The following is a 22192-nucleotide window of genomic DNA, read 5'->3' as shown; positions in this document are numbered from 1 at the left end:
GCCGGGAACGAGCCGGGGCCGCCCTGTCGTCAGGAGCCGCAGTCGCGGCCCGCGTCGCACTGCCAGCCGGAGAAGCCGCCTTCGCGGGGATGCTCGACATCGTGGTCGAACCGGAGAAAACCCCAGGCCACCCAGGCGATGAAGACGACACAGAGGATGAGCCCGGCCCACAGGGCCGACTTCTTCAGCACGCCGCGCGCCGGACGGGCGGTGCGGTCCGGCTCCGGCCGCGGCTGTCTGGCCGCTGTGTGCCGTCCCTTCATGAGCGGGCCGTCATCTCGTCGGACGAGCCGGAGACGTCGAAGTCCTGGGCCATGCCGGAGCTGTGGAGGTGGGCGATGTCGGCCTGTTCCAGGTCCATGCCCAGCGGCCCCGCACCGCCGGACACCGTGGCGCGGTGTTCGCTGGGGATCCCCCAGTCGTAACGTTTCCTGACCTCGACGTGGTACTTGATCTCGCCACCGTCCTTCTCCCCGACGAGACGGTACTGGAAGTGGTTGAGCGCGTAGTACCACTCCATGCTGCGGTCGCCGTCCTTGGTATCGGGGGCGGTGGAGGACCACTCGGTGGTGAACGGCCCGTCCCCGCGTTGGCGGACGTCCTTGTCCAGCGTGCCGTCGACGTCCTTCCGGAAAGCGGGAATGTCGTCCATCATCTGCTGCGGTTCGACCTCGACGGGCTTCCCGCTGCCGTCCAGGTAGTGCTGGACCAGGCCGGCGGCCGTCGGCCAGCCCTTCACGGTGGCGAAATAGGCCGCGACGTTGTTGAGCTGGTTGTGGACCTTGCGGTCCTTGGCGGTGGGCTCCACGATGCCGAATTCCCGGTTCTCGGACTCGAAGTTGTCGACCGTGCCGAAGATGACCTTGAGGCTCTTCGTCAGCCAGTCGTCGTCCGTATCGGCGTCGTCCAGCAACTTTCGCACCCGCGTCTCCAGCGAGTCCGCGGTCTTCTTCATCCCGTCGAGCATCTTCTGGGACTCCGGGTCGTCCGGGTCGTACATGACCTCCCACTGGACCTCGCCGGAGTCGGAGATCGTCATTCCTTCGTTCATCGCCTCCTGCTGGAGGTGCTCGGCGCGCAGCTTCAGCCCGCGAGGCCCTTCACGCCGCCGCGTCCGGTGGCACCGTCGGCCTCCGTGTCCAGGAACTTCCGCAGTGCCCTGACCTCGTCGTCCAGAGCGTCGATGTCCATCTGGACGCGGTCGCAGTAGTCCTGGGCGGCACGGCCGCCTTTGCCGCGCCAGTGATCATTGTGGAGGGGGCTCACCACGTCGTCGTGGAACCCCGTCCGGGCCTCCTTCAGCTTCCGGTGGACCGTCGCCCATTCGTCGGCGAATGCCTCCAGTCCTGCGACGTCGAGGTGCAGCAGTGCGGTGAAGCCGGGCATGTCCTGTCCCCGTGTTCCGGTGCGGTCGGTGAGCGGTCGGTGATTCTCAGGAAAACTGGGAGGCGGTGCGTGCCTCGTTGGCGTCGTAGGCATCCGCACTGAGGCGGAAGTTGGTCGCTCCCTGGTCGAGCCGCCGCACGATGAACGTGTTCAGCGACTCCCAGCGGCTTTGCAGCTCGTCGAGACTGCCGGTGAACTTCCAGCCGTCGGCCGCGCGGGTCAGGCTCGTGCCCGCGTCCCCGGCCACGCCCCGCGTCTTGCGGATGGTCTCGGACGCCGTCTCGCATGCCTCGGCCCGCCGGCGCAGGAACGATGTGGTGACGCCGAGATCCGGATCGGAACCCCACGGCGCCGGCGGGGTGGGGCTGGGGTTGGGCGAGGGCGACGGTTCCGGGCCCGGGCTTTCGCCACCCGACCCCGGCCCGGACGGTGACGGGCCCGGGGTGGGGCCGGGAACAGGCCCCGGCGAAGGCTCGGCGGCCACCGCGTACGCCACTCTCGGATCGACAGGACCGCTCATGTTTCCTCCGTGAGGTCTTGTGCCGGCTGTGGGCGTGGGGCAGCGGCCGGCGCTCGTACGGGAATGCGGATGCACAGGGCCGCCGGGCCTGTACCGGAGCCGCCGGCGGCCGGCGTGCGTTACGCACACCCTGGTCGTCATCGAGCCCTTTACCGGCTGTTACCCGCTGCCCGTCCTGAGGTGCCCGGCCGAAGATCGTCGTTACCGGTGCCGAGTCTTTGCCCACCACGCGCGGGCTGTCAACGGTCGCCCGGGGCTTCACCCTCCGGTGCGGCTTCCGGTACGGCCTCCGGCGTGGCCGTCGCGGAGGACTGCCGTGACGGCGCACCGGCGGCTCCCGACGGCCGCGCACGGCCCGGCAGCCGGTCGCGCAGCAGTCGCCACAGGACGAACAGCACGGCCCCCGCCGCCGCGAACGGCAGCACCGCGCCGATCGCGACCAGTACCCAGCGCACCGCCGTGGTGAACGCGTGCCACCCGCCGCCCAGCGCCTCCCCGAAGGACGTTCCCCTGCCCTGGTCCGGCGCCGCGTCCGGCTCGCGCAGCACCAGTGTGACGGTGGCCGTCCCGGTCCGTTCCTGGAGCGACTTCAGCCGTGCCTCCAGCGACTCCAGCTCGGCCTGGCGGGTGCTCAGCTCCGACTCCAGCGAGACGATGTCGCTGATTTTGGCCGCCTTCTCCATCAGGGCCCGTACCCGGTTCACGCTCTGCCGCTGGGACTTGACGCGGCTGTCGACGTCCACCACCTCGTCGGTGACGTCCTTCGCCGTGACCTGGCGCCCCAGCAGCTTGCCGAGCCGGGAGAGCCGGCCGAGTACCGCCTCGTACTCGTCGGGCGGCACCCGCAGCGTGATCCGCGAGCGGTCGTGCCCCTCGGCGTCCCGGTCGGTGGATTCGTTCCCGACGTAGCCGCCCGCGCCTTCGACCGCCGTACGGGCCTTGGCCAGCGCGCCCGGTACGTCCTTGGTCTCCACGGTGACGGTGGCCGTACGGATGATGTGGGCCGGTGCGAGTTCCGTCTTCCCGGCTCCCTTGCCGGCGTTGCTGCCGGTGCCGCTGCTGCCGGAGCCCTTGCCGCTGCTCGCAGTGCTGTTCCCCGGGCCGCCCGGCGCCCGCGCGGCGCCGTTCTGCTGCGCCGTGTCCCGCTGCTCCGCGGCGGACCCCTGCTTGTCCGAGCCGCCGTCTCCTCCGCCGGCCGCGCCGCAGCTCGTCAGCGCGACCGACACCGCCAGCAGCGCACCCGCCAGCAGCGCACCCGCCGTCGGCCGGCCCGCCCGGAGTCGTTTCCGGCCCGTCCCGCGCACCGCCCCGTACGTCCTTCCTGCCCTGTTCCTGGTCAACCGCATGCCCCGACCCCCGAAGTGGTGTGGTGGTGTCGGCCCTTCGACGGGGCGCGCGCGTCACGGGTTGCCGTCCGGGAATTTCGATGCGGTCACGGACGGGACTCCGTACGGCCTCCCTGCGGGTCCCCCAAGGGCCTCTGAGAGAGTGGGTCCATGAGCGCTGCGCATTCCAGTACGCGCCCGGACACGGGCGCAGAAACGGGTACGGGCCGGGCGCCCGGACATGTCGTCGTCATCGGCGGAGGGATCTCGGGCCTGGCGGCGGCACACCGGCTGACCGGCGGCGGGGCGCGGGTGACCGTGCTGGAGGCGACCGGCCGGCTCGGCGGAAAGCTGCTCGCGGGTGAGATCGCCGGTGTCCCCGTCGACCTCGGCGCGGAAGCCATGCTGGCCAGACGGCCGGAGGCGGTGGATCTCGCGCGTGCCGTCGGACTCGGCGACCGGCTCCAGCCGCCCGCCACCGCGACCGCCGCCCTGTGGACGCGCGGCGCGCTGCGGCCCATGCCCAAGGGGCACCTGATGGGCGTTCCCGGTGACCTGGACCTGCTCGCCTCCTCCGGGGTGATCTCGCCGCCCGGTCTGGAGCGGATCGCCGAGGACCGGGCGCTGCCGCGTACGGAGGTCGGCGAGGACGTGGCGGTCGGCGAGTACGTCGCGGCCCGGCTCGGCCGGGAGGTCGTGGACCGGCTCGTCGAGCCGCTGCTCGGCGGCGTGTACGCGGGCGACGCGTACCGCATCTCGATGCGCGCCGCCGTCCCCCAGCTCTTCGAGGCCGCGCGTGCCGGGCGCTCGCTGATCGAGGGCATACGCGGCATCCAGGCGCGGACGGCGGCGCGGGCCGCCGGGCCGGGCCAGGCGCCGGCGCCGGTCTTCATGGGCATCGACGGCGGCGTGGGGACGCTGCCGGCCGCCGTCGCCGAGGCGGTACGGGCCGCGGGCGGCGACATCCGCACGCACACCCCGGTCAGGGAACTGCGGCGGACCGCCGACGGCTGGCGCGTGGTCCTGGACGGCGACGGCGGCGGCCCGGCGGTGCTGGACGCGGACGCCGTGGTCCTGGCCGCCCCGGCGCCCGCCGCCGCCGCGCTGCTGGCCACCGAGGCACCGGCCGCCGCCACCGAACTGTCCGCCGTCGAGTACGCCTCGATGGCCCTGGTGACCCTCGCCTTCCGCCGCGCGGACATCGCTACGGCGCTGTCCGGCAGCGGCTTCCTCGTACCGCCCGTCGACGGGCACACGATCAAGGCGTCCACCTTCGCGAGCAACAAGTGGGGCTGGATCGCCGCCGCCGACCCGGACGTGTTCGTGCTGCGTACCTCCGTCGGACGCTACGCCGAGGAGGCCGACCTGCGGCGCGAGGACGCCGAGCTGGTCGAGCTGTCGCTGCGCGACCTGGGCGAGGCGGTGGGGCTGGCCGCCCGGCCCGTCGCGCAGCGGGTGACGCGCTGGGACGGCGGGCTGCCGCAGTACCCGGTCGGCCACCTGGAGCGGGTGGCCCGTATCCGGGCCGAGGCCGGCAAGCTGCCCGGGCTGCGGGTGTGCGGTGCGCTCTACGACGGCGTGGGCATCCCCGCCTGCATCGCCTCCGGGCGCACGGCCGCGGACGACATCCTGGACACCCTGCCGCAAGCCGCCGCATCGGGCGAGTGAGAATGTACCCATGACTGACGCTTCCGCCCTTGACAACCCCACCGGGGCCGCTCCCGAGAAGATCCCGAACGCCGGCAAGAAGGCGAAGGACCTCAACGAGGTCATCCGCTACACGCTGTGGTCGGTCTTCAAGCTGCGTGACGTGCTGCCCGAGGACCGCGCCGGTTACGCCGACGAGGTCGAGGAGCTGTTCGCCCAGCTCGCCGCCAAGGACGTCGTGGTGCGCGGCACGTACGACGTCTCCGGTCTGCGTGCCGACGCCGACGTGATGATCTGGTGGCACTCCGAGAGCTCCGACGCCCTCCAGGAGGCGTACAACCGCTTCCGCCGCACCCGGCTCGGGCGGGCGCTGGAGCCGGTCTGGTCGAACATGGCGCTGCACCGCCCCGCCGAGTTCAACAAGTCGCACATCCCGGCGTTCCTGGCCGACGAGGTCGCCCGCGACTACGTGAGCGTGTACCCCTTCGTGCGCTCCTACGACTGGTACCTGCTCCCCGACGAGGACCGCCGGCGGATGCTGGCGGACCACGGCAAGATGGCCCGCGGCTTCCCGGACGTGCGCGCCAACACCGTGCCGTCCTTCTCGCTGGGCGATTACGAGTGGATCCTCGCCTTCGAGGCCGACGAGCTGCACCGCATCGTCGACCTCATGCGTCACCTGCGCGGCTCCGAGGCGCGGATGCACGTCCGTGAGGAGATCCCGTTCTACACGGGCCGCCGCAAGCCGGTCGCCGAGCTGGTCGCCGGCCTGGCCTGAGCGGTTCCGGAGCCCGGCGGTCCGTCAGTGGGACCGCCGGGCTCCGGACTCCGTACGCGTACGAACGCATACGAACGCATACGCACCGGGGAAACCCCGCGAACCGGTACGGACCGCGCGAGCTCCCTTACGCCGATGTGTCCGCGACCGGCTCCGGGCGCGGCGCGCAGTACGCGCGCGGACCCGGGGTCTTCCCGGTCAGCAGATACGTCTCGGCGTGCTCGTTGGCGCACTCGTTGGGGCCGAAGGCGACACCGTGCGTCCCGGCGCCCCGCTCGGTCACCAGGGACGAGCCGGGCAGCCTGCGCTGGAGCTCCAGCGCGCCCGAGTACGGCGTCGCCGGGTCGTGCTCGGCGGCCAGCAGCAGGACCGGCGGCAGCGCGCCCGGCGCGACCCGTACGTCCAGCGGGGAGGAATGGTCGCCGCGCGGTCCGCCGCTGTTGTGCGGCCAGAAGGCGCACGGCAGGTTCATCCAGGCGTTGTCCCATGTCTCGAACGGCGCCACGCGTGCGACACGGGTGTTGTCCGCATCCCATTTGCGCAGGTCACGCGGCCAGGGCGCGTCATTGCACTCGACCGCCGTATAGACGGCGTTGCCGTTCTCGTCCTCCTTGGCGGACTCCGGTTTCGGTGCGGCCTGTGCGATCAGCGGCTTGGGATCGCCCTTGAGGTAGGCGGAGAGCGCCTGGGCGCGCCGTGCCCAGTAACCGTCGTTGTAGCCCGTCTTCAGGAAGGCCGCCTGCAACTGTCCCGGGCCGACCTTGCCGCCCGCGGGTTTGCCGCGCAGCCGGTCCCGGGCGGTCTCGTACGAGCGGTGCACGGCCTGCTCCGTCGTGCCGAGGTGGTAGGTCTTGTCGTGCTTGGCCACCCACCGGCGCCAGTCGCGCCAGCGGCGCTCGAAGCCGATGTTCTGGTCGAGGTTGCTGCGGTACCAGATCTGCCGGGGATCGGGGTTGACGACGCTGTCGAAGACCATCCGGCGGACATGCCCGGGGAAGAGCGTCGCGTACAGGGCGCCGAAGTACGTCCCGTAGGAGGCGCCCATGAACGTCAGCTTCTTCTCGCCCAGCCCGGCCCGCAGCATGTCCAGGTCACGGGCGTTGTTCAGGGACGTGAAGTGGCGCAGGGACCGGCCCGCGTTACGGGCGCAGCCGCGCGCGTACGCCGCCGCCTGGAGGGTCCGCTGCCGCTTGTAGCGCTCCGAAGGGACGCGCGGGCTGTCGGTGGGCGCCTTGGCGAATTCCGCCGGCTTCTGGCAGGACAGGGGCGCAGAGCGGTCGACGCCGCGTGGCGCGTAGCCCACGAAGTCGTAGGCGTCCAGGAGTTTGCGGAAGGTGCCGATCGCGCTGTACATGGGGAACTTCATGCTGGAGGCGCCCGGACCGCCGGGGTTGTAGACCAGGGCGCCCTGGCGCTCCGCGGCCGTCCCCTTGGAGCGCAGCCGGCTGACGGTCAGATCGATCTTCTTGCCGTCGGGGTGGGCGTAGTCCAGGGGCACGGTGAGTTTCCCGCACTCCACGACGGAGGGCAGGTGCTCCACGGGCGCGCAGCGGCCGAAGGCGATGCGCCGGGCGACGGGGAGGGGCGGCCGGGCCGCGGGCGGTACGGCGACCGCGGGCAGGGTGACCGTGGGCGGCCTGACCGGGAGCGGCTTGGCCGTGGACGGGGCGACCGCGGGACTGGGGGAGTTGACCGGGTCCTTCATGGGCGGACGGACCGGGCTCGTCGCCGAGGAGGTGGGGGCCGGGGTCTGGACCGGGGGGCGGGTCGGCGTCACCGTGGGGGGCCGTGGAGTGGTGGGCGTCGTCGGCGGTGTGTTCAGGGGGGTGGGGGTGTAGTACGCCGGAGCCGCCATCGGGGGCGCCGGCGCCGGCGGGACGGGCGCGGCGGCCCCGTCGGCAGGGAAGGCGACCAGTGCGGTCACGACCAGTGATCCGACGGTGCCGTACAACGCTGCTGCTCTCACATGCCGTCCCTTCGTGCGGCGCGGGGCCCGTGAAGCCCGGCGAGGGTGTGCATACAAAAGGGATAATTGGCGCGAGTGTTGATGAAGTAAAGCACCGGGCGCCGGTGTCGGAGGCTATGCCCCGGACGAGTGGAGTACGGGGCGCGGAACGGAACGCGCGGGTGCGGCCGGGCCGCGTACGGCGGGGCGGGTACGCGACACCCGCGAGCCGTCGCCGGGCCGGCCGCCCCCGTCCGATCGGGTTATCGCCAAGGTGCCGTGGGCGGGAACCGGTGGTATGGCGTACCGGGCCGGGACGGAACTAGAGGGGCGTGGGGCAAAGCAGGGGGGCATGGGACGAAGCAGAGGGGCCCGGCCTTTCCGGCCCGGCCCCCGTCGCCCCTTCCGGCCTTCCGTCAGCCGCAGCGGTGGCCTCGTCAGCCGCAGCGGCGGCCGGAGTTGATGCAGCGTACGGCCGCCGCCATCAGGCTTCGCGGCATGAAATCGGCGAAGTCGGCGTGGTCGGTGACCGGCTTGTGGAGCTGTTCGGGAAAGCTGTCGACCGCGAAGGCCAGCGGCCGGGCGGGGACGGAGTAGGTCAGCCGCATCCGCAACTGGGGGACGGCCTTGGTGGCGGCGGGGCAGCGGCCGGTGACGCGGTCCGGGAAGACGATGTGGGTGCGGTGGTTGGCGCTGTCCGTCGAGGTGCCGTCCCAGCAACTGGGGAAGTCCAGCAGGCGCACGACCTGGCTGCCGCCGGGGCACAGCGGGTACTTGTCGCTCAGCCGGCGGTCCTCGAAGCCCGTGCAGGTCCACTGGGCGCGGGCGTTGGCGGTCCCGTTGGTGAACGCCTTGGCGTCACCGGTGATGACGCGCAGCGCCTCGGGCATCGCGGTGACCTTCCCGGCCGGGTTGCCGAGGAAGGTGAGGGAGACGTCCCGTGGGGTCAGCGCGCGGCCCACGTTCCCGTCCGCGTTCCCGCTCGCGTTCCCGTTGGCGCTCCCGTTCGCGCCCGGCTGCCGGCCCCGGTCGTCGCGCAGGCGCAGCACGGGCCAGAAGTACGTGGACCTGTCGCCCTGGGCGCAGGTGGTACCGGCCGCGCGCAGCGAGGCGTCGGTGGAGAAGGCGTCGGTGGACAGGTTGCCGACGTAGTCGTGGAGGTGGTGGGCGCCGTTGGTGACACCCGGGGTGACGATGAAGTTGTCGGGGTTGTTGTGGCCGTTCTCGTTGCGTCCGCAGCGGCTGGTGAACGTGCCGGTCGAGGCGCCGGGCCCGTTCGGCGGGCGCTGTACGGAGGGGCGTACGGAGCGGATGTCGGCGAAGTCCTCGGCGGCCGGACCGCCGTGCGCGGGGTGGTTGTCAGTGGGGTGTGTCACGCTGGGTAACGACGGTGTGGGAGAGGTGTCCCGGGACGGGGGAGCGGGAGGGGAAGCGGGGCTGGAACCGGAATCGGCGCCAGGGCCGGAAGAACTGGCAGAACCGGCAGGGCCGGAAGAACTGGCAGAAGGGGAGGCGGCGTTGCGAGCCGATGCGTTCGAGGTGACGGAGACGAAGACACCGGCGGAGCCGAGCAGCGCGAAGAGCGCGAGGAGCACGAGATGCTGGGCGCCGAGGCGGCGACGGTGGCGGGGGGTGGGCTGATGGCCTGGCATGGGCGGTCACTTCTTCTCGTCCTGTGGGGGCTGGTCGGGTTCGTCCTGCTGATGTGGCCGGGCGGCGGAACCGGCCGGTCCGGAGGCGTCCTGGGACGCGCGGGCGGTCCCGGCCCCGGCCCCCGTCCCGGCCCCGGCCCCCGTCCCGGCCCCGGTGGCGGGGGGATCCGGTTCCGGGGAGGGGCCGGGAAGGAGGCGGCCGGAGGCAGCGAATACGTCACTGAGGGTGTGGCACGCAGCGGTGGGGCGGCCGGGACCGCGCCACCGGAGGGCGGCGGTGCGGAAGGGGGCGGCGTCGGCGAGGCGGTGGCGGCGTCCCTGGCGATGGCGTCGAAGTCGACGAGCCCGGTCTGTTCGAGGACGGAGATGTGGTCAAGGACCGTGGTGTTGGCGTCGTCCGCGAGACCCCGGACGAGCGAGTTGCGGGTGGTGGCGCGGACCTGGGCGACGACCGCGAAGACCTTGCCGTGCGCCAGCCGCAGGATGTTGGCGAACTTCCGGTCGTACGAGGGCCCGTGCGCGGCGCTCAGCTCGGACAGCCAGTGCCGCTGCTGCTCGTTGGGCTGGCTGGGCAGGTCGAGGCCGAGCCGGGCGGCCACCTCCCGTACCCGCCGGTCGAGTTCGGTGTGGCCCTGCACGAGATGGTCGCCCGCCTCGCGCACGGCCTGGGCCGTACCGCGCTCCTGGGCCTGCTGGCCGGCGGGCAGCTCCCACAGCCCGGCCAGCCGCACCCGTGCGACGAAGTCGCGGTCGAGTGCGGACAGCGGGCCGAACTGGGTGGCGACGGTCTGGGTGGCGGCGCCGCCGGCCGTCCCGCCGGCGCCTTCCGTACCGTTCGCGAAGGACCAGATGGGGAACAGCAGGGCGGTGAGCGTCGCGAGCAGTGCGAGAACGACGAGTCCGGTGCCGGTAAGGGATCGCATGATGCCTCCTGATGCGGCACCGCACGCTAGTGCGCCCTGGGGCACGCCTGTCTCCCCTTCGGGGAAGCCCGCTCAACGGCCGTCCCCCGCTGGTACGTTGACCGGTTGCCCGGGCCCCGCGCGCTCCTTGGCGACTCAGCTACTCCCGCAGCTCGAACTGCTGCAACTCGAACTGCTGCAACTGGAACCGCCCGACGAACTGCCGCACGACGAGCCGCCGCACGACGAACCGCCGCACGACGAACCGCCACCGCAGGACGACCCGCCACAGCTCGAACCGCCGTCGGACGAGCCGCACCACGCCGCGCCGGAGTCGTTGGTCAGGAACCAGATGGTGGAGCTGCTGTCGGAGGAGCCCGAGGCCGAGCCGGAGGAGGAGCCCGAGGAGGGCCACCAGGACCGGGAGGAGCCGGAGGCGGCGGCGCCCGTGGCGAGCTGCGCCTCGGTGAGCTGGTCGCGCAGCGACTTGACCGTGAGCACGGCCGTGCCGCCGAGGGCCACGCCGATGGCGGCGGTGGGACCCGCGCCCTTCCTGATGTCCCTGTGCTTGTTCCGGAACGCGCGCAGGGCATCGGCGCCGGCCTCGGTCAGCCGCCGCTTCAGGGCGCGTCGGCAGATCGCGCCGACGACCACCCCCAGGACGGCCCCCGGCACGGTCTTCCAGACGTACGGAAGCTCCCAGGGCCCGTGGCCCACCGTCCCGGTGACGGTCAGTACCAGGCTGACGGCGAAGGCGGCCACACACAGCCAGATCTGGACGGTCGCCAGCCGCCGCCACGGCCGGGCGGGGCCGGGGCGGCGCAGCAGCCCCAGGTCCGCCAGCCGGTCACCGATCTGCTGGACCGCCGGGCTGTGCATGACGGCGTGGCGCACCGCGGCCAGCGAGCCGCCGGGAATACGGTCCAGCGCTTCGAGGACGGCTTCCTCGACCGCGCCGTTCGCTTCGGGCCGCCGTACCGACACCGCGCCGGGGCCGCCGATGGACAGCCGCCGGTCCTGGTGCATGGCGGTGATCGCGACGTCGGCGACCCGTCCGGGGCCGCCGGCCAGGAACGCCGATTCCCACAGGTCCCGGCCACGCGGCGTGCTGCGCCAGGTGGACACCCTGTGCTTCACGGGCGTCCAGCGGAAGCGGACCGTGGCGATCACGAGCAGCAGCGACGAGAGGAGGACCGCCAGGAACATCAGTGGTGCGAAGGTCACGAGTGGTGCTTTCTTTGCGGGGCGAGCCGTGCGGCTCGCAGGAATCGGGCCCAGGGGCGGGACGAGGGCGGCCGGGGACCCGCCCGGTCCCGCCACCACTGCGCGAGCCGCCGCCGGGCGGCCGGGTCCGCGGGCAGGTCCCCGGCCAGCAGATGGGCCGCGAAGTTCAGCGCGTCCTGCCGGTAGCCGCCGTGCAGGGGCCGGTGCAACGCATAGCCGAGGAAGGAGTCCCGGTAGTCCGCGCCGAGGATCTCCGGCAGCTCCGGGGCCACCTTGGCGACCACGGAGGCACGCTTGGCGGCCAGCGCCCGGCTCTGTACGCGCAGCCGGCGGCGGTCGAAGCCCTCCGGGGCCGGGGTGCCGGCGACGAGGGCGGACAGCAGCGCAGTCTGCGCCAGCGCCAGCCGCTGCCGCGCGGCGTCGGTGCCGGATGCGGGGGCGTCTGTCGTGCGAGTCCGAGGCGTACCGGGCTCCGGTCCACGAGCCTTTGGCGTACCGGGCCCGGGCGTCTCGGTCCTCGGCGTACCGATCCCCGATATGCCGGTCCCCGATGCTTCGGTCCCCGATATGCCGGCCTCCGGTACTTCGGTCTCCGATATACCGGCCTCCGGTACGTCGGCCCTCTGGGTATCCGGCTCAGGCGGCAGCGGCATGGCGTACCTCCGTCACCACCGCGCGTATCGCGTCCAGTTCGGCGGCGAGCTCCGTGCCGTCCGGGAAGTCCTCGTCGCGCTCCAGCAGCACCCCGGGCGGTGTGACGCGGGCACACAGCTCGCCGAGCACGTCCAGGACGGGCCGTGTCACCGGGTGGGCGTGGGTGTCGTGCCAGACGCCGTCCCGTTCGACGCCGCCCGCGACATGGACGTACGCGATGGCCTCGACCGGCAGCTCGTCCAGTGCCACGGCCGGGTCCTCGTTCCGGTTGACGTGGTTGGTGTGGAGGTTGGCGACGTCGATGAGCAGCCGTACACCGGTCCGCCGTACCAGCTCGGCCAGGAACTGCCCCTCGGTCATCTCCTCGTCCGGCCAGTTGATCAGGGCGGCGATGTTCTCCAGCGCAAGCGGTACGGGCAGCGCGTCCTGTGCGATACGGACGTTCTCGCACAGCACGTCCAGCGCGTCGCGGGTGCGCGGCACGGGCAGCAGGTGCCCGGCCTCCATCGGCGGTGAGGCGGTGAGCGGGCCGCCGGCCCGTACGAACGCGATGTGCTCGGTGACCAGCGGCGCGTCCAGGGCCTCGGCGCGGGCGGCGAGGGCGGCCAGCCGGCCGGCGTCCGGCCGGTCCGCGCCGCCGAGCCCGAGCGAGACGCCGTGGGGGACGACGGTGGTGCCCCGGTCACGCAGTTCCTGAAGGGCGGGCGGGAGATGACCCGGACAGATGTTCTCGGCCACGACCTCCACCCAGTCGATGCCGGGCAGGGCCGCGATCTCGGTGGCGATCTCCGGCCGCCAGCCGATGCCGGTTCCCAGGTGCCGCATGACTCCCCCTTTCACTGCGTGGCACGGGTGCCGTGGACGGTGTGCCGGTACTTGATGGCCCCGTCCGGTGCGGGCCAACCCTCGGGGCGGACGGTTCAGAGGTTGATTTGAGCTTGGTGGCCGTCCGAGGGCCGGACGCAGATCCCACCGTACGTCCCGCGACCGCGCCCCTCATACTCACCCCGCCCCTGCTCCATCCCCCTGACCTGCGACGACCCGTTCGCGTACGCGCTGATGCCCAAGGAGTGGACGGCTCGGTGCACGCGGTCCGGGGAGCCAAATGTTTGTCCCTCTTGCACGGGGGCCGGGAGGCTGCTGCTATGGCCCTCGGGGTGGTGGGGCATGGACGAGTGGCGCAACAGGGCCGCGGACGGCACCGGTTCCGGCGGCAGCGAGGAAGACCGGGAAAGCCGGGAAGGCCGGGAGAGTCGCGAACGCCGCGAACGCCAGGAACGCCGCGAACGCCGGACCGGCAGGGAAAGCCGAGCGAGCCGGGAGAACCGCGAGAGCCGGGAGAACCGCGAGAGCCGGGTGAGCCGCGAAGACCGGGGCCGCCCCGACGACGGCCGCCTGAGCCGTTCCCGGGAGGTGACTGACTGGGAAGCGAAACAGGAGACGCACTACGCGACCGACCCGGACCGGCTGTTCCTGCCGCCGGACGACGACCTCGCGCCGAACCGCCCCGGCGAGACGCTCCGCGCCCGCCTGGCCGAGCACCCGCGCGCCGGACTCCCGCTCCTCCTCGCCCGTCTCCTGGGCCGCCATCCGCCGCAGGACGCCTGGCGCGGCGGCCTGGCGGGCATACAGGCCGTCGGTGCGGAGCTGGACCGCCTCTCGCCCGGCGGCTGGTACGTGCTGCACTCCGTACCGCTGCCGCCCGACACCGGCATCGACCATCTGCTCATCGGCCCCGGCGGCGTTCTGTGTGTCAGCACGCACTATGTCCGCAAGGCGTACGTATGGGTCGGTGAGGAGGTCGTCCGGGCCGGCCGCGACCGCCAGCCGCAGCCGTACGTGCGCTGGTGCCGCCACAACGCCCGGCGCGCGTCGTACGTCCTGACCCGTGGCTGTGGATTCCGCGTCCAGGCACGCCCGGTACTGGCGTTCGTGGGCGCCGCACGGGTGGAGACCGACCCGGCGCTGCGGGACGTACAGGTGATCCCCGACGAGCGCGGCATCGCCGCCCTGGGAACGCTAGGCGGCGTACTCGCCCCCGCCCGGATCGAACGCATCCACACCATCGCCAGAAACCGCCGCACCTGGCTTCCCGCCTGAAACGGCCGACCGTGCGCACCACGTAACAGTCGGCCCCGACGACCCCGACAGCCCCGACGGCCGCGCAGGACCCGGGCGCGTACTCCTCCCCGGTCGCGGCTGCCCCGCAGCCGAAGGGGCCCGGCCGCGTCAGGCAGTTGGGCTGCCGGGGGCGCGAAGGACGCGGCGGACGGCGTCGCGGAGCCAGTGGTGGGCCCCGTCGGCGGCGTGGCGGGGATGCCAGGCCATGCCGATGGTCACGGGCGGCAGCGGCAGGGGAATGTCGAGGAGGCGCAGGCCGAGGGTGGTGGCGGCGTCGGTGATGGGCGAGGGGGCGGCGCCGGGAGGTGCCGTGGGGATGAGACAGACGACGTCGCTGCGGGCGGCGAGGGCCATCGCGGCCAGGTGGCTGGGGAGGACCGCGGTGACCCGCCGGTGAAGGGCGTGCTCGGCCAGGGCGGTGTCCAGGGGGCCGGTGAACCGGCCGCGCCGGCTGACCGCGACATGTTCGGCGGCAGCGAGCCGGGCCGGGGTCAGGGTCTTTCCGGCGAGGGGGTGGCCGGGCCGGACGGCCGCCGTCATCCGGAGGGTGACCAGTTCCTCGACCTGCGTCTCGGGGTCGACGTGGTCGATGGCCCCGACCTCCAGGTCGATGTGGCCGTCGCGCAAGGCCGGCCCGGCCTCCAGCTCCTCGGCCCGGAACCGCAGCGAAACCCCGGGCGCCTCCTGCCGGGCCAGCCTCAGCAGTCCGGGGGCCAGTGCCGCGCCGACCAGGTCGGCGGCCTGGAGGGTGAAGGTGGTGCGCAGGTCCGCGGGGTCGACGCCGGTGCCGGGACCGAGCAGCGCTCCCAGTCGGCGCACCACCGCGGCGGCCTCGTCGCGCAGGGCCTGGGCGCGGGGCGTGGGAACCATGGTCTGTCCGGCCCGGACCAGAAGGGGGTCCTGGAGGACGCGGCGCAGACGGGCGAGGGTACGGCTCATGGCGGCGGGGGAGGTGTGCAGGCGCGCGGCGGCGCGGGTGACGCTCTGTTCGGTCAGCAGGGCGTCCAGCGCGACGGCGAGTTGGGCGTCGATGACCGGCTCTGCATTGTTCACCAGGGTTATTCCACTTCAGGCAATGATCCGTTGCTGAAGTTCCCATTGTGGCAACACCGCGGCCCTCCGCAGGATGAGGTCGTACCACTCGGTACGACCCGCGAGGTCTTGTGACCCGCCGTCATCCTGAACCCGCCACCTTGGAGGCACCCGCCATGTCCGTCACGTCCGCCACGTCCGTCACATCCGTCGAGGAAACCGCACCGCCGGTCACCGCCTTCATGCTCATCAAGACCATGCCCGAGTGGCTCGCCATGACCCCCCAGGAACGGGTGAACGCCTTCGCCACCGAGGTCATGCCCGCGGTCCAGGCCAAGACCAAGGGCGTCCGGTCACGCTTCTACGACACGGAGTTCTACTCCACCCGCGTCACCGACGTCTGGGTCTGGGAGGCCGACGACCACAACGCCTACCAGCTCCTCATCGACGCCCTGCGCGAAACACCGTTCTGGGACCGCTATTTCGAGGTCGTCGACCTCCTCGTCGGCACCGAGAACGGCTACGCCCGCACCTACGGCGTCGACCCCATCACCACCATCACCACCTGATACGGCCCCTGCGGACGAGTGAGCAGGAGCGATGGACCGACGGCCTTGCCCGCACACCCGTACACGCGAAGACCGCGCCTGCGGGCAAGGCCGTCGTGGCGAGCCCGGTCCGCATAGGTGGTGCAACAGGCCCGATATGTGGTGCAACAAGCCCGGCCGTGCGTTCCGGGCGCAGGCGACCGCCTACGGGCGTCCACCGGGGAGAGGGCAGTAGCGACTGCCTCCCTCGGCCACCACGGTTTTCCCGGGCGCGATCTCGGTGAAACCCGCGTCCCGGACCACGGGGAGTCCGCTGTGTGTCAGGCGGCGCCAGGCCGTCGTTTCCGCCACGCGTACGGACAGGGGGAAGCCGGCCTCGCGCCAGGCCGTGCGCTCGGCCTCGGACAGTTCCCACCATGCGAGCTGCGCGCCGTGACCGGTCTGGGCCATCGCCTTGCCCGCCGACATCTTCAGGCCGGGGTTGAGCCACAGCACGGGCCGGTCGGGGTCCGGCGCGGCGGCGGGCCGCGGGTCGTCCAGCTCGGTGCCCGAGACCTGCAATCGGGCCAGTTCCTTCGGCCAGCCATTCAGCGGCACCGGCGGGAAGACCCGTACCTCCGCCCGTTCGCCGGTGACCGTGATCCCCGGGAGGGCCTGTGCCCGCCGCCACTCCGCGCCGCGGGCCCGCCGTACGACCTTGCGGATACGGGCGTCCTGCCAGTCCCGTACGGCCGCGGCCCACTCGCCGTCCCCGGTCGCGCGCTCGTCCGACAGCAGCACCAGGACGGCCCGTGCCGCCGTCTCCAGCGCGTCCGTACGTGCCGGGGGATCGGCCCGCTCCATCCGTACGACAAGCGGGAGCACGAACTGGGGCGCCTCGTCCCGGTCGCTGGCTTCCCCGCGGAACGCCTCTGCCGGGCCGTCGCCGTCGGCCGTCCCGGAGGGAGGGACGGGGTGGTCGTTGCTGGCTGTGCTGGTCACCCGGCCAGTCTGCCAGCCTGCGCCGACGGTGCCCGCGGCGGCCGGGCGCGAAGGGCGGTGGGGCGCTGTGACGGTGGGGCGTACGGACCGTACGGACTGTACGGACGTGCGGATGTACGGACCGACGTGTGTCGTACGGACCGCGCAGCACATGTCATGTACGGACGGCGCGGCGCGCGGACGGCACACGTGGAACCCATGCGTGGAACTGAACTGGCGGATCGTGGCAATCCGGGCGATTATCATGTCCATGCACAGCGACCTCTTCGCCTCCGAGAACATGGTCAAGCCGGCCACCGCGCCCGGGATGACCCAGCAGAACGCCAAGTCCCTCAAATACGCCGTCGACGGCGAGTGCTACGCGCGCCAGGGAGCGATGGTCGCCTACCGCGGCGACCTGCGGTTCGAGAAGCAGGGGCAGGGCGTGGGCAAGTTCATCAAGCGCGCCGTCACCGGCGAGGGCCTGGCGCTGATGGCCGTGCGCGGGCGGGGCGAGGTGTGGTTCGCCCACGAAGCCGCCAACTGTTTCATCGTCGACCTCGCACCTGGTGACGCCCTCACCGTCAACGGCCGCAACGTCCTGTGCTTCGACCCCAGCCTCTCCTATGAGATCAAGATCGTGAAGGGTGCCGGGATGGCCGCCGGCGGACTGTTCAACTCCGTCTTCACCGGGCACGGCAAACTCGGCATCATGTGCGAGGGCAACCCCATCGTCATCCCCGTCTCGCCGCAGTCCCCGGTCTTCGTGGACACCGACGCCGTGGTGGCCTGGAGCGCGTCCCTCCAGACCTCCCTGCACCGCTCGCAGAGCCTGGGCTCGATGCTGCGCGGCGGCTCCGGCGAGGCGGTGCAGCTCCGGCTCGACGGCGAGGGCTTCGTGGTCGTACGCCCCAGCGAAGCCCGCCCCGAGGCGGCGGCCAAGCACTGAGGGACTGAGAGCCTGACTCTCGCCGGAGTGCCCGCGCTCCCGCCGGCCTTTCTCTGAGACCTGAGCTTCCCCGGCGTTCCCCGCTCCCGTCGGAGTGCCTGTGTCCCCGTCTCAGGGGGCGCAGGCCGAGCCGGCCGCCGCGTCCGGCGGCACGGTGGCGCGGATGATCGCCACGTCTTCCCCTCTTCTCTCACGCCTTCCGCCCCGTCTTCCCGGGCGTCTTCTCCGGCGCGGTCCCGGTCAACCGCCGCAACGGATACGCCCGTTACGCTCATCGGTCTCGGCCCCATGGGGCTGGCACCGGCCCGGGCCCTGTTGGCCGCCGGTCACCCCACGACCGTATGGAATCGTTCCCCCGGGAAAGCCGACGGTCTGGTCGGTACGCCTCGATCAACGGATTCCTGCACGCCGCAGCCCTGGTGGGCACGGCGGGAGTCGAAGTGACGAAGTTCGCGGAACTCGCGCTCGGTTGGTTCATGCCCTCCGTGGTGACCGCGTCCCTCGCTGCGCAGGCACCCGCGATCGACGAACGGCATTACCCGGGTGACATGGGTTCCATGGAAATGAACCTGACCGCGCTGGAACACATCCTGCGGACCAGTGAGGAACAGGACGTGCACACCGCACTGCCCCGCCAGATGAGGGAATTCGCCGAGCAGGCCATCGCAACGGGGCACGGCGGCGACAATTACCTGGCGGTGATCGAGCTTTTCAAGAAGGCGGCGCCGGCCCGCCGATCAGCTCCGAGACCTTGACCGTACGGTATCCGCGCCCGCGCAGGGCCGGCACGATGCGCCGTACCGCCTCCTCGGTGACCGGTGCGGCGCTGCGCGTGCAGTGCAGGACGACCACGGAGCCGTCCCGCACCCCCGACAGCACCTGGTCCACGACCCGGTCCGGGTCCCGGGCGAACGCGTCCCCGCCCACCACGTCCCACTGCACCGCCGTCACCCCGGTCGGTGCCACGGCCCGCAGCGCCCGGTCGTCGTAACAGCCGCCGGGAAAGCGGAAGTACGGCACCGACCGCACCCCGACGCGCCGGAACGCGGTGAACGCCTGCTCCACGTCATCGCGCATCCCGCCCGGCGGGACGGTCGGCAGGCCGTAGCAGGAGGGCGTGAAGGCGTGGTGGCTGTAGGAGTGGTTGGCGACCTCGAAGAGGGGGTCGCGGCCGATCGAACGGGCCTGGTCCGGGTACTCCTCGGCCCACCGCCCCGTCATGAAGACCGTGGCGGGCACCTTCAGGCGGCGCAGGGTCGCGATCAGCGCGGGGTGGTCGAAGCGCTCTCCGCGCGCCGCCCGCGCCCCTTGGTCCGCGGTCATGTCGGCGTCGAACGTCAGCGCCACGCGCCGGTGCCCTTGGCCGCCGTCCCGGCTGTCGCCCCGGCCACCGCCCGGACCGCGTCCTGCGTGTGTGAAGACGGGGGTACGGCCTCCGGGCGCGGCCGGCAAGGTCGCCACCGTCCCTCCCTCTGCGATCGGGGGAGCGGCGGGGGAAGACAAGGAGGGGGAAGACAAGGGGGAGGCCGAGGGGGCGGCCGGTGCGGCAGTGACCCGTGCGGAGGCGACCCGTGAGGCGGGGGCCGGGGCACCGCAGCCCGTAGCCGCCGTCGCCGTTGCCACAGCGAGCAGTGTGAGCAGCGCGAGCAGCGTGGACGGCGACCGCGGGCGGCTGGTGGGCATGGGCGGAGCGTAGGCAGGCCGTGACCGGCTCGGCCCGTACGTCCGTACGACGCGCCCGCCGGATCACCCGGCCGGCAGGCGCCCCGTGCCCCGGCCGTCGTTCCTTACTCTCGCCTCACCCTCACCCTCACCTCACCTCACCTCACGCTCACCCTCGCGCCCAGGGCCCGGTGATCGCGAACGTCGTGCCGGGCGTGTAGCAGTTGACGTACATCGTGCGCCGGTCGGGGGCGAAGGTGACGCCGGCGAACTCGCCCCACTCGGGCTTCGTCGGCGTCCCGATGTTCTGTCGGCCGCGGGCCACCGCGTACACCTCACCGCGCCGGGTCAGCCCGAAGACGTACTGGGCGCCGTCACCATCCTCGCAGACCATCAGGCCGCCGCCCGGCGCGAGGCAGATGTTGTCGGGGGAGTCGCCGGGCAGTTGCGGGTCCGTGCCGGGGCCGAAGACGACCACGAGGGTCAGCCGGCTCCGGTACGGCTCGTACTTCCACACCTGTCCGTAGTGGTCGGCCGCCGAGCCGGCCGCGCGGCGCGCGAAGCTGGAGACGAAGAACACGCAGGAGCCGCCCCAGTAGCAGCCCTCCAGCTTCTGCGCGTGGGTGATGCCTGCCGGGCCGAAGTCCTGGAGGCGGACCGGGGTCTGCCGGGCGAGCGGGTCGGGGACGTCCACCCACGTGACGTGCTCGAAGACGGTCCCGGGCTCCTGGACGGCGGAGAGGTCCGCGACGCCCGGAACCCGCATCGCCTGGAGCCGGCCGCCCGCGCGCAGCGAGCCGCGTCCGCCCAGCGGTCTGCGGGGGTGGAAGCGGTAGAAGAGGCCGAAGGGTTTGTCGAAGGCGTCCTCGGTCTCATAGACGGTGCCGAGGTACGGGTCGACGGCGACCGCCTCGTGCTGGAAGCGGCCCAGCGCGGTCAGCGGTACGGCGCCGGTGCGGCGCGGGTCGTACGGATCGACCTCGAAGACGAAGCCGTGGTCCTTGGTGTAGCCCTCCTGGCCCGCTTTGAGTTCGGTCTCCTCGCAGGTCAGCCAGGTGTTCCAGGGGGTGGGCCCACCCGCGCAGTTGGTGGAGGTGCCGGCGATGGCGACGCGCTCGGACAGGACGCCTTGCTCACGGTCCAGGGCCAGGACCGTACAGCCGCCCTCGCCCGCCGGATCGTAGGTCAGGCCCTCGACGGCGGGTACGGCCACGCGGGAGTTGCGGCGGTTCTCGTGGTTGCGGACGAGGTGGACGCGCCCGGACCGGCCGGGGACACCGGGCGGCCCGGGGAAGGCCGCCATGCCGTCGTGGTTGCCGGGGACCCGGCCCTCCCCGGAGCGCAGCGGGTCGCCCTCACGGGACAGCACCCGGTAGCGGAAACCTCTGGGCAGGTCGAGCAGCCCGTCGGGGTCGGGGATCAGGGGGCCGTAACCGCCCCGGGCCAGGCCCTGGGCGGTGGCGGTGGCCGGCCCGGCGAAGATTTCGGCGATGCTGCCGGCGAAGGCGATACCCGCCCCCAGCGCGCCGGTTCGGGCCAGTATCTGACGTCGTGTCGCGGACATGGCAACTCCCTGCTGGCGGACAGGTGTGTGACCTGATGTGACCCGCATGGTGTAGCACGCGCGTCGGCCGCCGGGAACCGTACGCGCGCCGCCGCTCCGTACGTCCGCGCGTCCGCGTAACCCTCCCGTACCTCCGTACTTTGTGGCGTTACGCGGTCACCAGCGGCCCGGCGTCGCGGGCGAGCGCCGTCAGACGGGATATGGCACGGAAGTACTTCTTGCGGTAGCCGCCGCGCAGCATGTCGTCCGCGAACAGCTCGTCGAACGGCTTGCCGGAGGCCAGCACCGGTATCTCCCGGTCATAGAGCCGGTCCGCCAGGACGACCAGGCGCAGCGCCGTGGACTGGTCGGGGACCGCCCGTACGTCGGTGAGACAGACGGCCGTGATGCCGTCGCACATCGCGCCGTACCGGCTGGGGTGGACCTTGGACAGGTGCTCCAGCAGGGCGGGGAAGTCGTCCAGCGAGGCGCCGGGCGTGCGCCGCGCGACATCGGTGACGGTCGCGTCGTCGTACGGGGCGGGGGCCTGGGGCAGGCCGCGGTGGCGGTAGTCCTCGCCGTCGATGCGCAGCGGCTTGAAGTGCGCGCTCAGCCCCTGGATCTCGCGCAGGAAGTCGGCCGCGGCGAACCGGCCCTCGCCGAGCTTGCCGGGCAGGGTGTTGGACGTGGCGGCCAGGGCGACGCCCGCGTCCACGAGCTTGCCCAGCAGGGTGGAGACCAGAACCGTGTCACCGGGGTCGTCCAGCTCGAATTCGTCGATGCACAGGAGGCGGTGTCCGCTGAGGGTGCGTACGGTCTGCTGGAAGCCGAGCGCGCCGACGAGATTCGTCAGCTCCACGAACGTGCCGAACGCCTTCAGCTCCGGGGCCGCGGCGGTCGCGTGCCACAGGGAGGCCAGCAGATGCGTCTTGCCGACGCCGTAGCCGCCGTCCAGGTAGACGCCGCGCGGCCCCTTGGGCGCCTGGGGCTTCCTGGCGAACCAGCGGCGCCGTCCGCCGTCGCCGCCGTTCCCACCGCTGCCGCTGCCGCTGCCGCCGCCGATGCTCGCGGCGAAATCGCTGAGAGCCCCTACCGCCGCGGTCTGGCTGGGCTGGTTCGGGTCCGGTATGTACGTGGCGAAGCGCGCCGCCTGGAAACGCGGCGGCGGCACCATCTCGGCGACCAGGCGGTCGGCCGGGACGTGCGGGGCGCGCGCGGTGAGCGCGAGGGGCGCCGTGCCCCGTCGGCCGGCGGTCCGGCTATGGGGGAGGGCTGGGAGGGGGAATGGGAAGGCGACACAGCCGTCCAGGGTAGTCGCTGCGCGGAAGGGCTCGGCCCGGTGAG

General features: G+C 72.5%; 18 protein-coding genes and 3 pseudogenes. 6 read left to right on the top strand and 15 right to left on the bottom strand.

Features of this window, described 5'->3' with window-relative positions; all coding sequences use genetic code 11:
- Nucleotides 1-29: 29 nt before the first annotated feature.
- From KGS77_RS07445 to KGS77_RS07425, 5 genes are all read right to left on the bottom strand, one after another.
- Nucleotides 30-263, bottom strand: a complete 234-nt coding sequence (locus KGS77_RS07445; protein WP_242579645.1) for a hypothetical protein — start codon at nucleotides 261-263, stop codon at nucleotides 30-32.
- Complete coding sequence (locus tag KGS77_RS07440) at nucleotides 260-1051, bottom strand: hypothetical protein (RefSeq protein WP_242579642.1); 792 nt, start codon at nucleotides 1049-1051, stop codon at nucleotides 260-262. The genes KGS77_RS07445 and KGS77_RS07440 overlap by 4 nt, the downstream gene beginning before the upstream one ends.
- Nucleotides 1052-1083: 32 nt before the next feature.
- On the bottom strand, nucleotides 1084-1386 hold the full coding sequence (locus KGS77_RS07435) for a hypothetical protein (RefSeq protein WP_242579640.1): 303 nt from the start codon (nucleotides 1384-1386) through the stop codon (nucleotides 1084-1086).
- A gap of 46 nt (nucleotides 1387-1432) precedes the next feature.
- Entirely contained in the window at nucleotides 1433-1906 is a 474-nt protein-coding gene (locus KGS77_RS07430; protein WP_242579639.1) for a hypothetical protein, read from the bottom strand.
- A 239-nt stretch (nucleotides 1907-2145) separates the two neighbouring features.
- A complete protein-coding gene (locus KGS77_RS07425) occupies nucleotides 2146-3210 on the bottom strand; it encodes a DUF4349 domain-containing protein (protein WP_242579638.1) in 1065 nt (354 codons plus the stop codon).
- Between the two features lie 192 nt (nucleotides 3211-3402).
- On the opposite strand from KGS77_RS07425, the gene hemG reads away from it, so the two are divergent.
- Together hemG and hemQ are read left to right on the top strand one after the other, a co-directional pair.
- Complete coding sequence (hemG, locus tag KGS77_RS07420) at nucleotides 3403-4899, top strand: protoporphyrinogen oxidase (protein WP_242579637.1); 1497 nt, start codon at nucleotides 3403-3405, stop codon at nucleotides 4897-4899.
- Nucleotides 4900-4909: 10 nt separating this feature from the next.
- On the top strand, nucleotides 4910-5656 hold the full coding sequence (gene hemQ, locus KGS77_RS07415) for a hydrogen peroxide-dependent heme synthase (protein ID WP_242579636.1): 747 nt from the start codon (nucleotides 4910-4912) through the stop codon (nucleotides 5654-5656).
- A gap of 127 nt (nucleotides 5657-5783) precedes the next feature.
- On the opposite strand, the gene KGS77_RS07410 is transcribed toward hemQ, so the two are convergent.
- The 5 genes and pseudogenes from KGS77_RS07410 to KGS77_RS07390 all read right to left on the bottom strand — a co-directional run bounded on the left by KGS77_RS07410 (nucleotide 5784) and on the right by KGS77_RS07390 (nucleotide 12858).
- A complete protein-coding gene (locus tag KGS77_RS07410; RefSeq protein ID WP_242579635.1) occupies nucleotides 5784-7622 on the bottom strand; it encodes an alpha/beta hydrolase in 1839 nt (612 codons plus the stop codon).
- 416 nt (nucleotides 7623-8038) lie between these two features.
- Nucleotides 8039-8977: a DUF1996 domain-containing protein gene (locus tag KGS77_RS07405; RefSeq protein WP_242579633.1), complete on the bottom strand. Its 939-nt coding sequence runs from the start codon at nucleotides 8975-8977 to the stop codon at nucleotides 8039-8041.
- 455 nt (nucleotides 8978-9432) lie between these two features.
- A pseudogene (locus tag KGS77_RS07400) lies at nucleotides 9433-10176 on the bottom strand (DUF4142 domain-containing protein); the annotation flags it as partial.
- Nucleotides 10177-10311: 135 nt separating this feature from the next.
- On the bottom strand, nucleotides 10312-11379 hold the full coding sequence (locus KGS77_RS07395) for a TIGR04222 domain-containing membrane protein (RefSeq protein WP_242579630.1): 1068 nt from the start codon (nucleotides 11377-11379) through the stop codon (nucleotides 10312-10314).
- Nucleotides 11376-12858 (bottom strand): annotated as a pseudogene (locus KGS77_RS07390) (DUF692 domain-containing protein). Before KGS77_RS07390 ends, KGS77_RS07395 begins: the two are co-directional and overlap by 4 nt.
- A 342-nt stretch (nucleotides 12859-13200) precedes the next feature.
- Here KGS77_RS07390 and KGS77_RS07385 point away from each other — a divergent pair.
- Nucleotides 13201-14133, top strand: coding sequence for a nuclease-related domain-containing protein (locus KGS77_RS07385; protein ID WP_242579628.1), 933 nt, complete (start codon nucleotides 13201-13203; stop codon nucleotides 14131-14133).
- A gap of 129 nt (nucleotides 14134-14262) precedes the next feature.
- Here the strand turns inward: KGS77_RS07385 and KGS77_RS07380 are convergent, their stop codons facing one another.
- Complete coding sequence (locus tag KGS77_RS07380; protein WP_242587338.1) at nucleotides 14263-15216, bottom strand: LysR family transcriptional regulator; 954 nt, start codon at nucleotides 15214-15216, stop codon at nucleotides 14263-14265.
- A 146-nt stretch (nucleotides 15217-15362) separates the two neighbouring features.
- Between KGS77_RS07380 and KGS77_RS07375 the strand changes: the two genes are divergently transcribed.
- Nucleotides 15363-15755, top strand: a complete 393-nt coding sequence (locus tag KGS77_RS07375; protein WP_242579626.1) for a darcynin family protein — start codon at nucleotides 15363-15365, stop codon at nucleotides 15753-15755.
- Nucleotides 15756-15938: 183 nt separating this feature from the next.
- Here KGS77_RS07375 and KGS77_RS07370 read toward each other — a convergent pair whose 3' ends face one another.
- Nucleotides 15939-16715 carry a peptidyl-tRNA hydrolase gene (locus KGS77_RS07370; RefSeq protein ID WP_242579624.1) on the bottom strand — a complete coding sequence of 259 codons (777 nt, stop codon included), beginning with the start codon at nucleotides 16713-16715 and terminating at the stop codon, nucleotides 15939-15941.
- A gap of 250 nt (nucleotides 16716-16965) precedes the next feature.
- On the opposite strand from KGS77_RS07370, the gene KGS77_RS07365 reads away from it, so the two are divergent.
- Both KGS77_RS07365 and KGS77_RS07360 read left to right on the top strand, forming a co-directional pair.
- Nucleotides 16966-17643 (top strand): AIM24 family protein, encoded by a 678-nt coding sequence (locus KGS77_RS07365; protein WP_242579623.1) that lies wholly within the window; start codon nucleotides 16966-16968, stop codon nucleotides 17641-17643.
- Nucleotides 17644-18083: 440 nt separating this feature from the next.
- Nucleotides 18084-18398 carry a hypothetical protein gene (locus KGS77_RS07360; RefSeq protein ID WP_242579621.1) on the top strand — a complete coding sequence of 105 codons (315 nt, stop codon included), beginning with the start codon at nucleotides 18084-18086 and terminating at the stop codon, nucleotides 18396-18398.
- Here KGS77_RS07360 and KGS77_RS07355 read toward each other — a convergent pair.
- From KGS77_RS07355 to zapE, 3 genes and pseudogenes are all read right to left on the bottom strand, one after another.
- Nucleotides 18355-19326, bottom strand: coding sequence for a polysaccharide deacetylase family protein (locus KGS77_RS07355; protein WP_242579618.1), 972 nt, complete (start codon nucleotides 19324-19326; stop codon nucleotides 18355-18357). The genes KGS77_RS07360 and KGS77_RS07355 overlap by 44 nt on opposite strands.
- Nucleotides 19327-19474: 148 nt before the next feature.
- Nucleotides 19475-20869, bottom strand: a complete 1395-nt coding sequence (locus KGS77_RS07350; protein WP_242579616.1) for an alkaline phosphatase PhoX — start codon at nucleotides 20867-20869, stop codon at nucleotides 19475-19477.
- Between the two features lie 148 nt (nucleotides 20870-21017).
- Nucleotides 21018-22111: pseudogene (gene zapE, locus KGS77_RS07345) on the bottom strand (cell division protein ZapE).
- Nucleotides 22112-22192: the final 81 nt, after the last annotated feature.

The sequence above is a fragment of the Streptomyces sp. MST-110588 genome (assembly GCF_022695595.1).
In the GTDB taxonomy this organism is placed as follows: Bacteria; Actinomycetota; Actinomycetes; order Streptomycetales; family Streptomycetaceae; genus Streptomyces.
This window is presented reverse-complemented; position numbering and strand designations above follow the sequence as displayed.

Bases quoted from the DNA above. Each gene is read 5' to 3' on its own strand.
- KGS77_RS07445 (WP_242579645.1), bottom strand. From the start codon at position 263: ATGAAGGGACGGCACACAGCGGCCAGACAGCCGCGGCCGGAGCCGGAC.
- KGS77_RS07440 (WP_242579642.1), bottom strand. From the start codon at position 1,051: ATGAACGAAGGAATGACGATCTCCGACTCCGGCGAGGTCCAGTGGGAG.
- KGS77_RS07435 (WP_242579640.1), bottom strand. From the start codon at position 1,386: ATGCCCGGCTTCACCGCACTGCTGCACCTCGACGTCGCAGGACTGGAG.
- KGS77_RS07430 (WP_242579639.1), bottom strand. From the start codon at position 1,906: ATGAGCGGTCCTGTCGATCCGAGAGTGGCGTACGCGGTGGCCGCCGAG.
- hemG (WP_242579637.1), top strand. From the start codon at position 3,403: ATGAGCGCTGCGCATTCCAGTACGCGCCCGGACACGGGCGCAGAAACG.
- hemQ (WP_242579636.1), top strand. From the start codon at position 4,910: ATGACTGACGCTTCCGCCCTTGACAACCCCACCGGGGCCGCTCCCGAG.
- KGS77_RS07385 (WP_242579628.1), top strand. From the start codon at position 13,201: ATGGACGAGTGGCGCAACAGGGCCGCGGACGGCACCGGTTCCGGCGGC.
- KGS77_RS07375 (WP_242579626.1), top strand. From the start codon at position 15,363: ATGTCCGTCACGTCCGCCACGTCCGTCACATCCGTCGAGGAAACCGCA.
- KGS77_RS07365 (WP_242579623.1), top strand. From the start codon at position 16,966: ATGCACAGCGACCTCTTCGCCTCCGAGAACATGGTCAAGCCGGCCACC.
- KGS77_RS07355 (WP_242579618.1), bottom strand. From the start codon at position 19,326: ATGCCCACCAGCCGCCCGCGGTCGCCGTCCACGCTGCTCGCGCTGCTC.
- KGS77_RS07350 (WP_242579616.1), bottom strand. From the start codon at position 20,869: ATGTCCGCGACACGACGTCAGATACTGGCCCGAACCGGCGCGCTGGGG.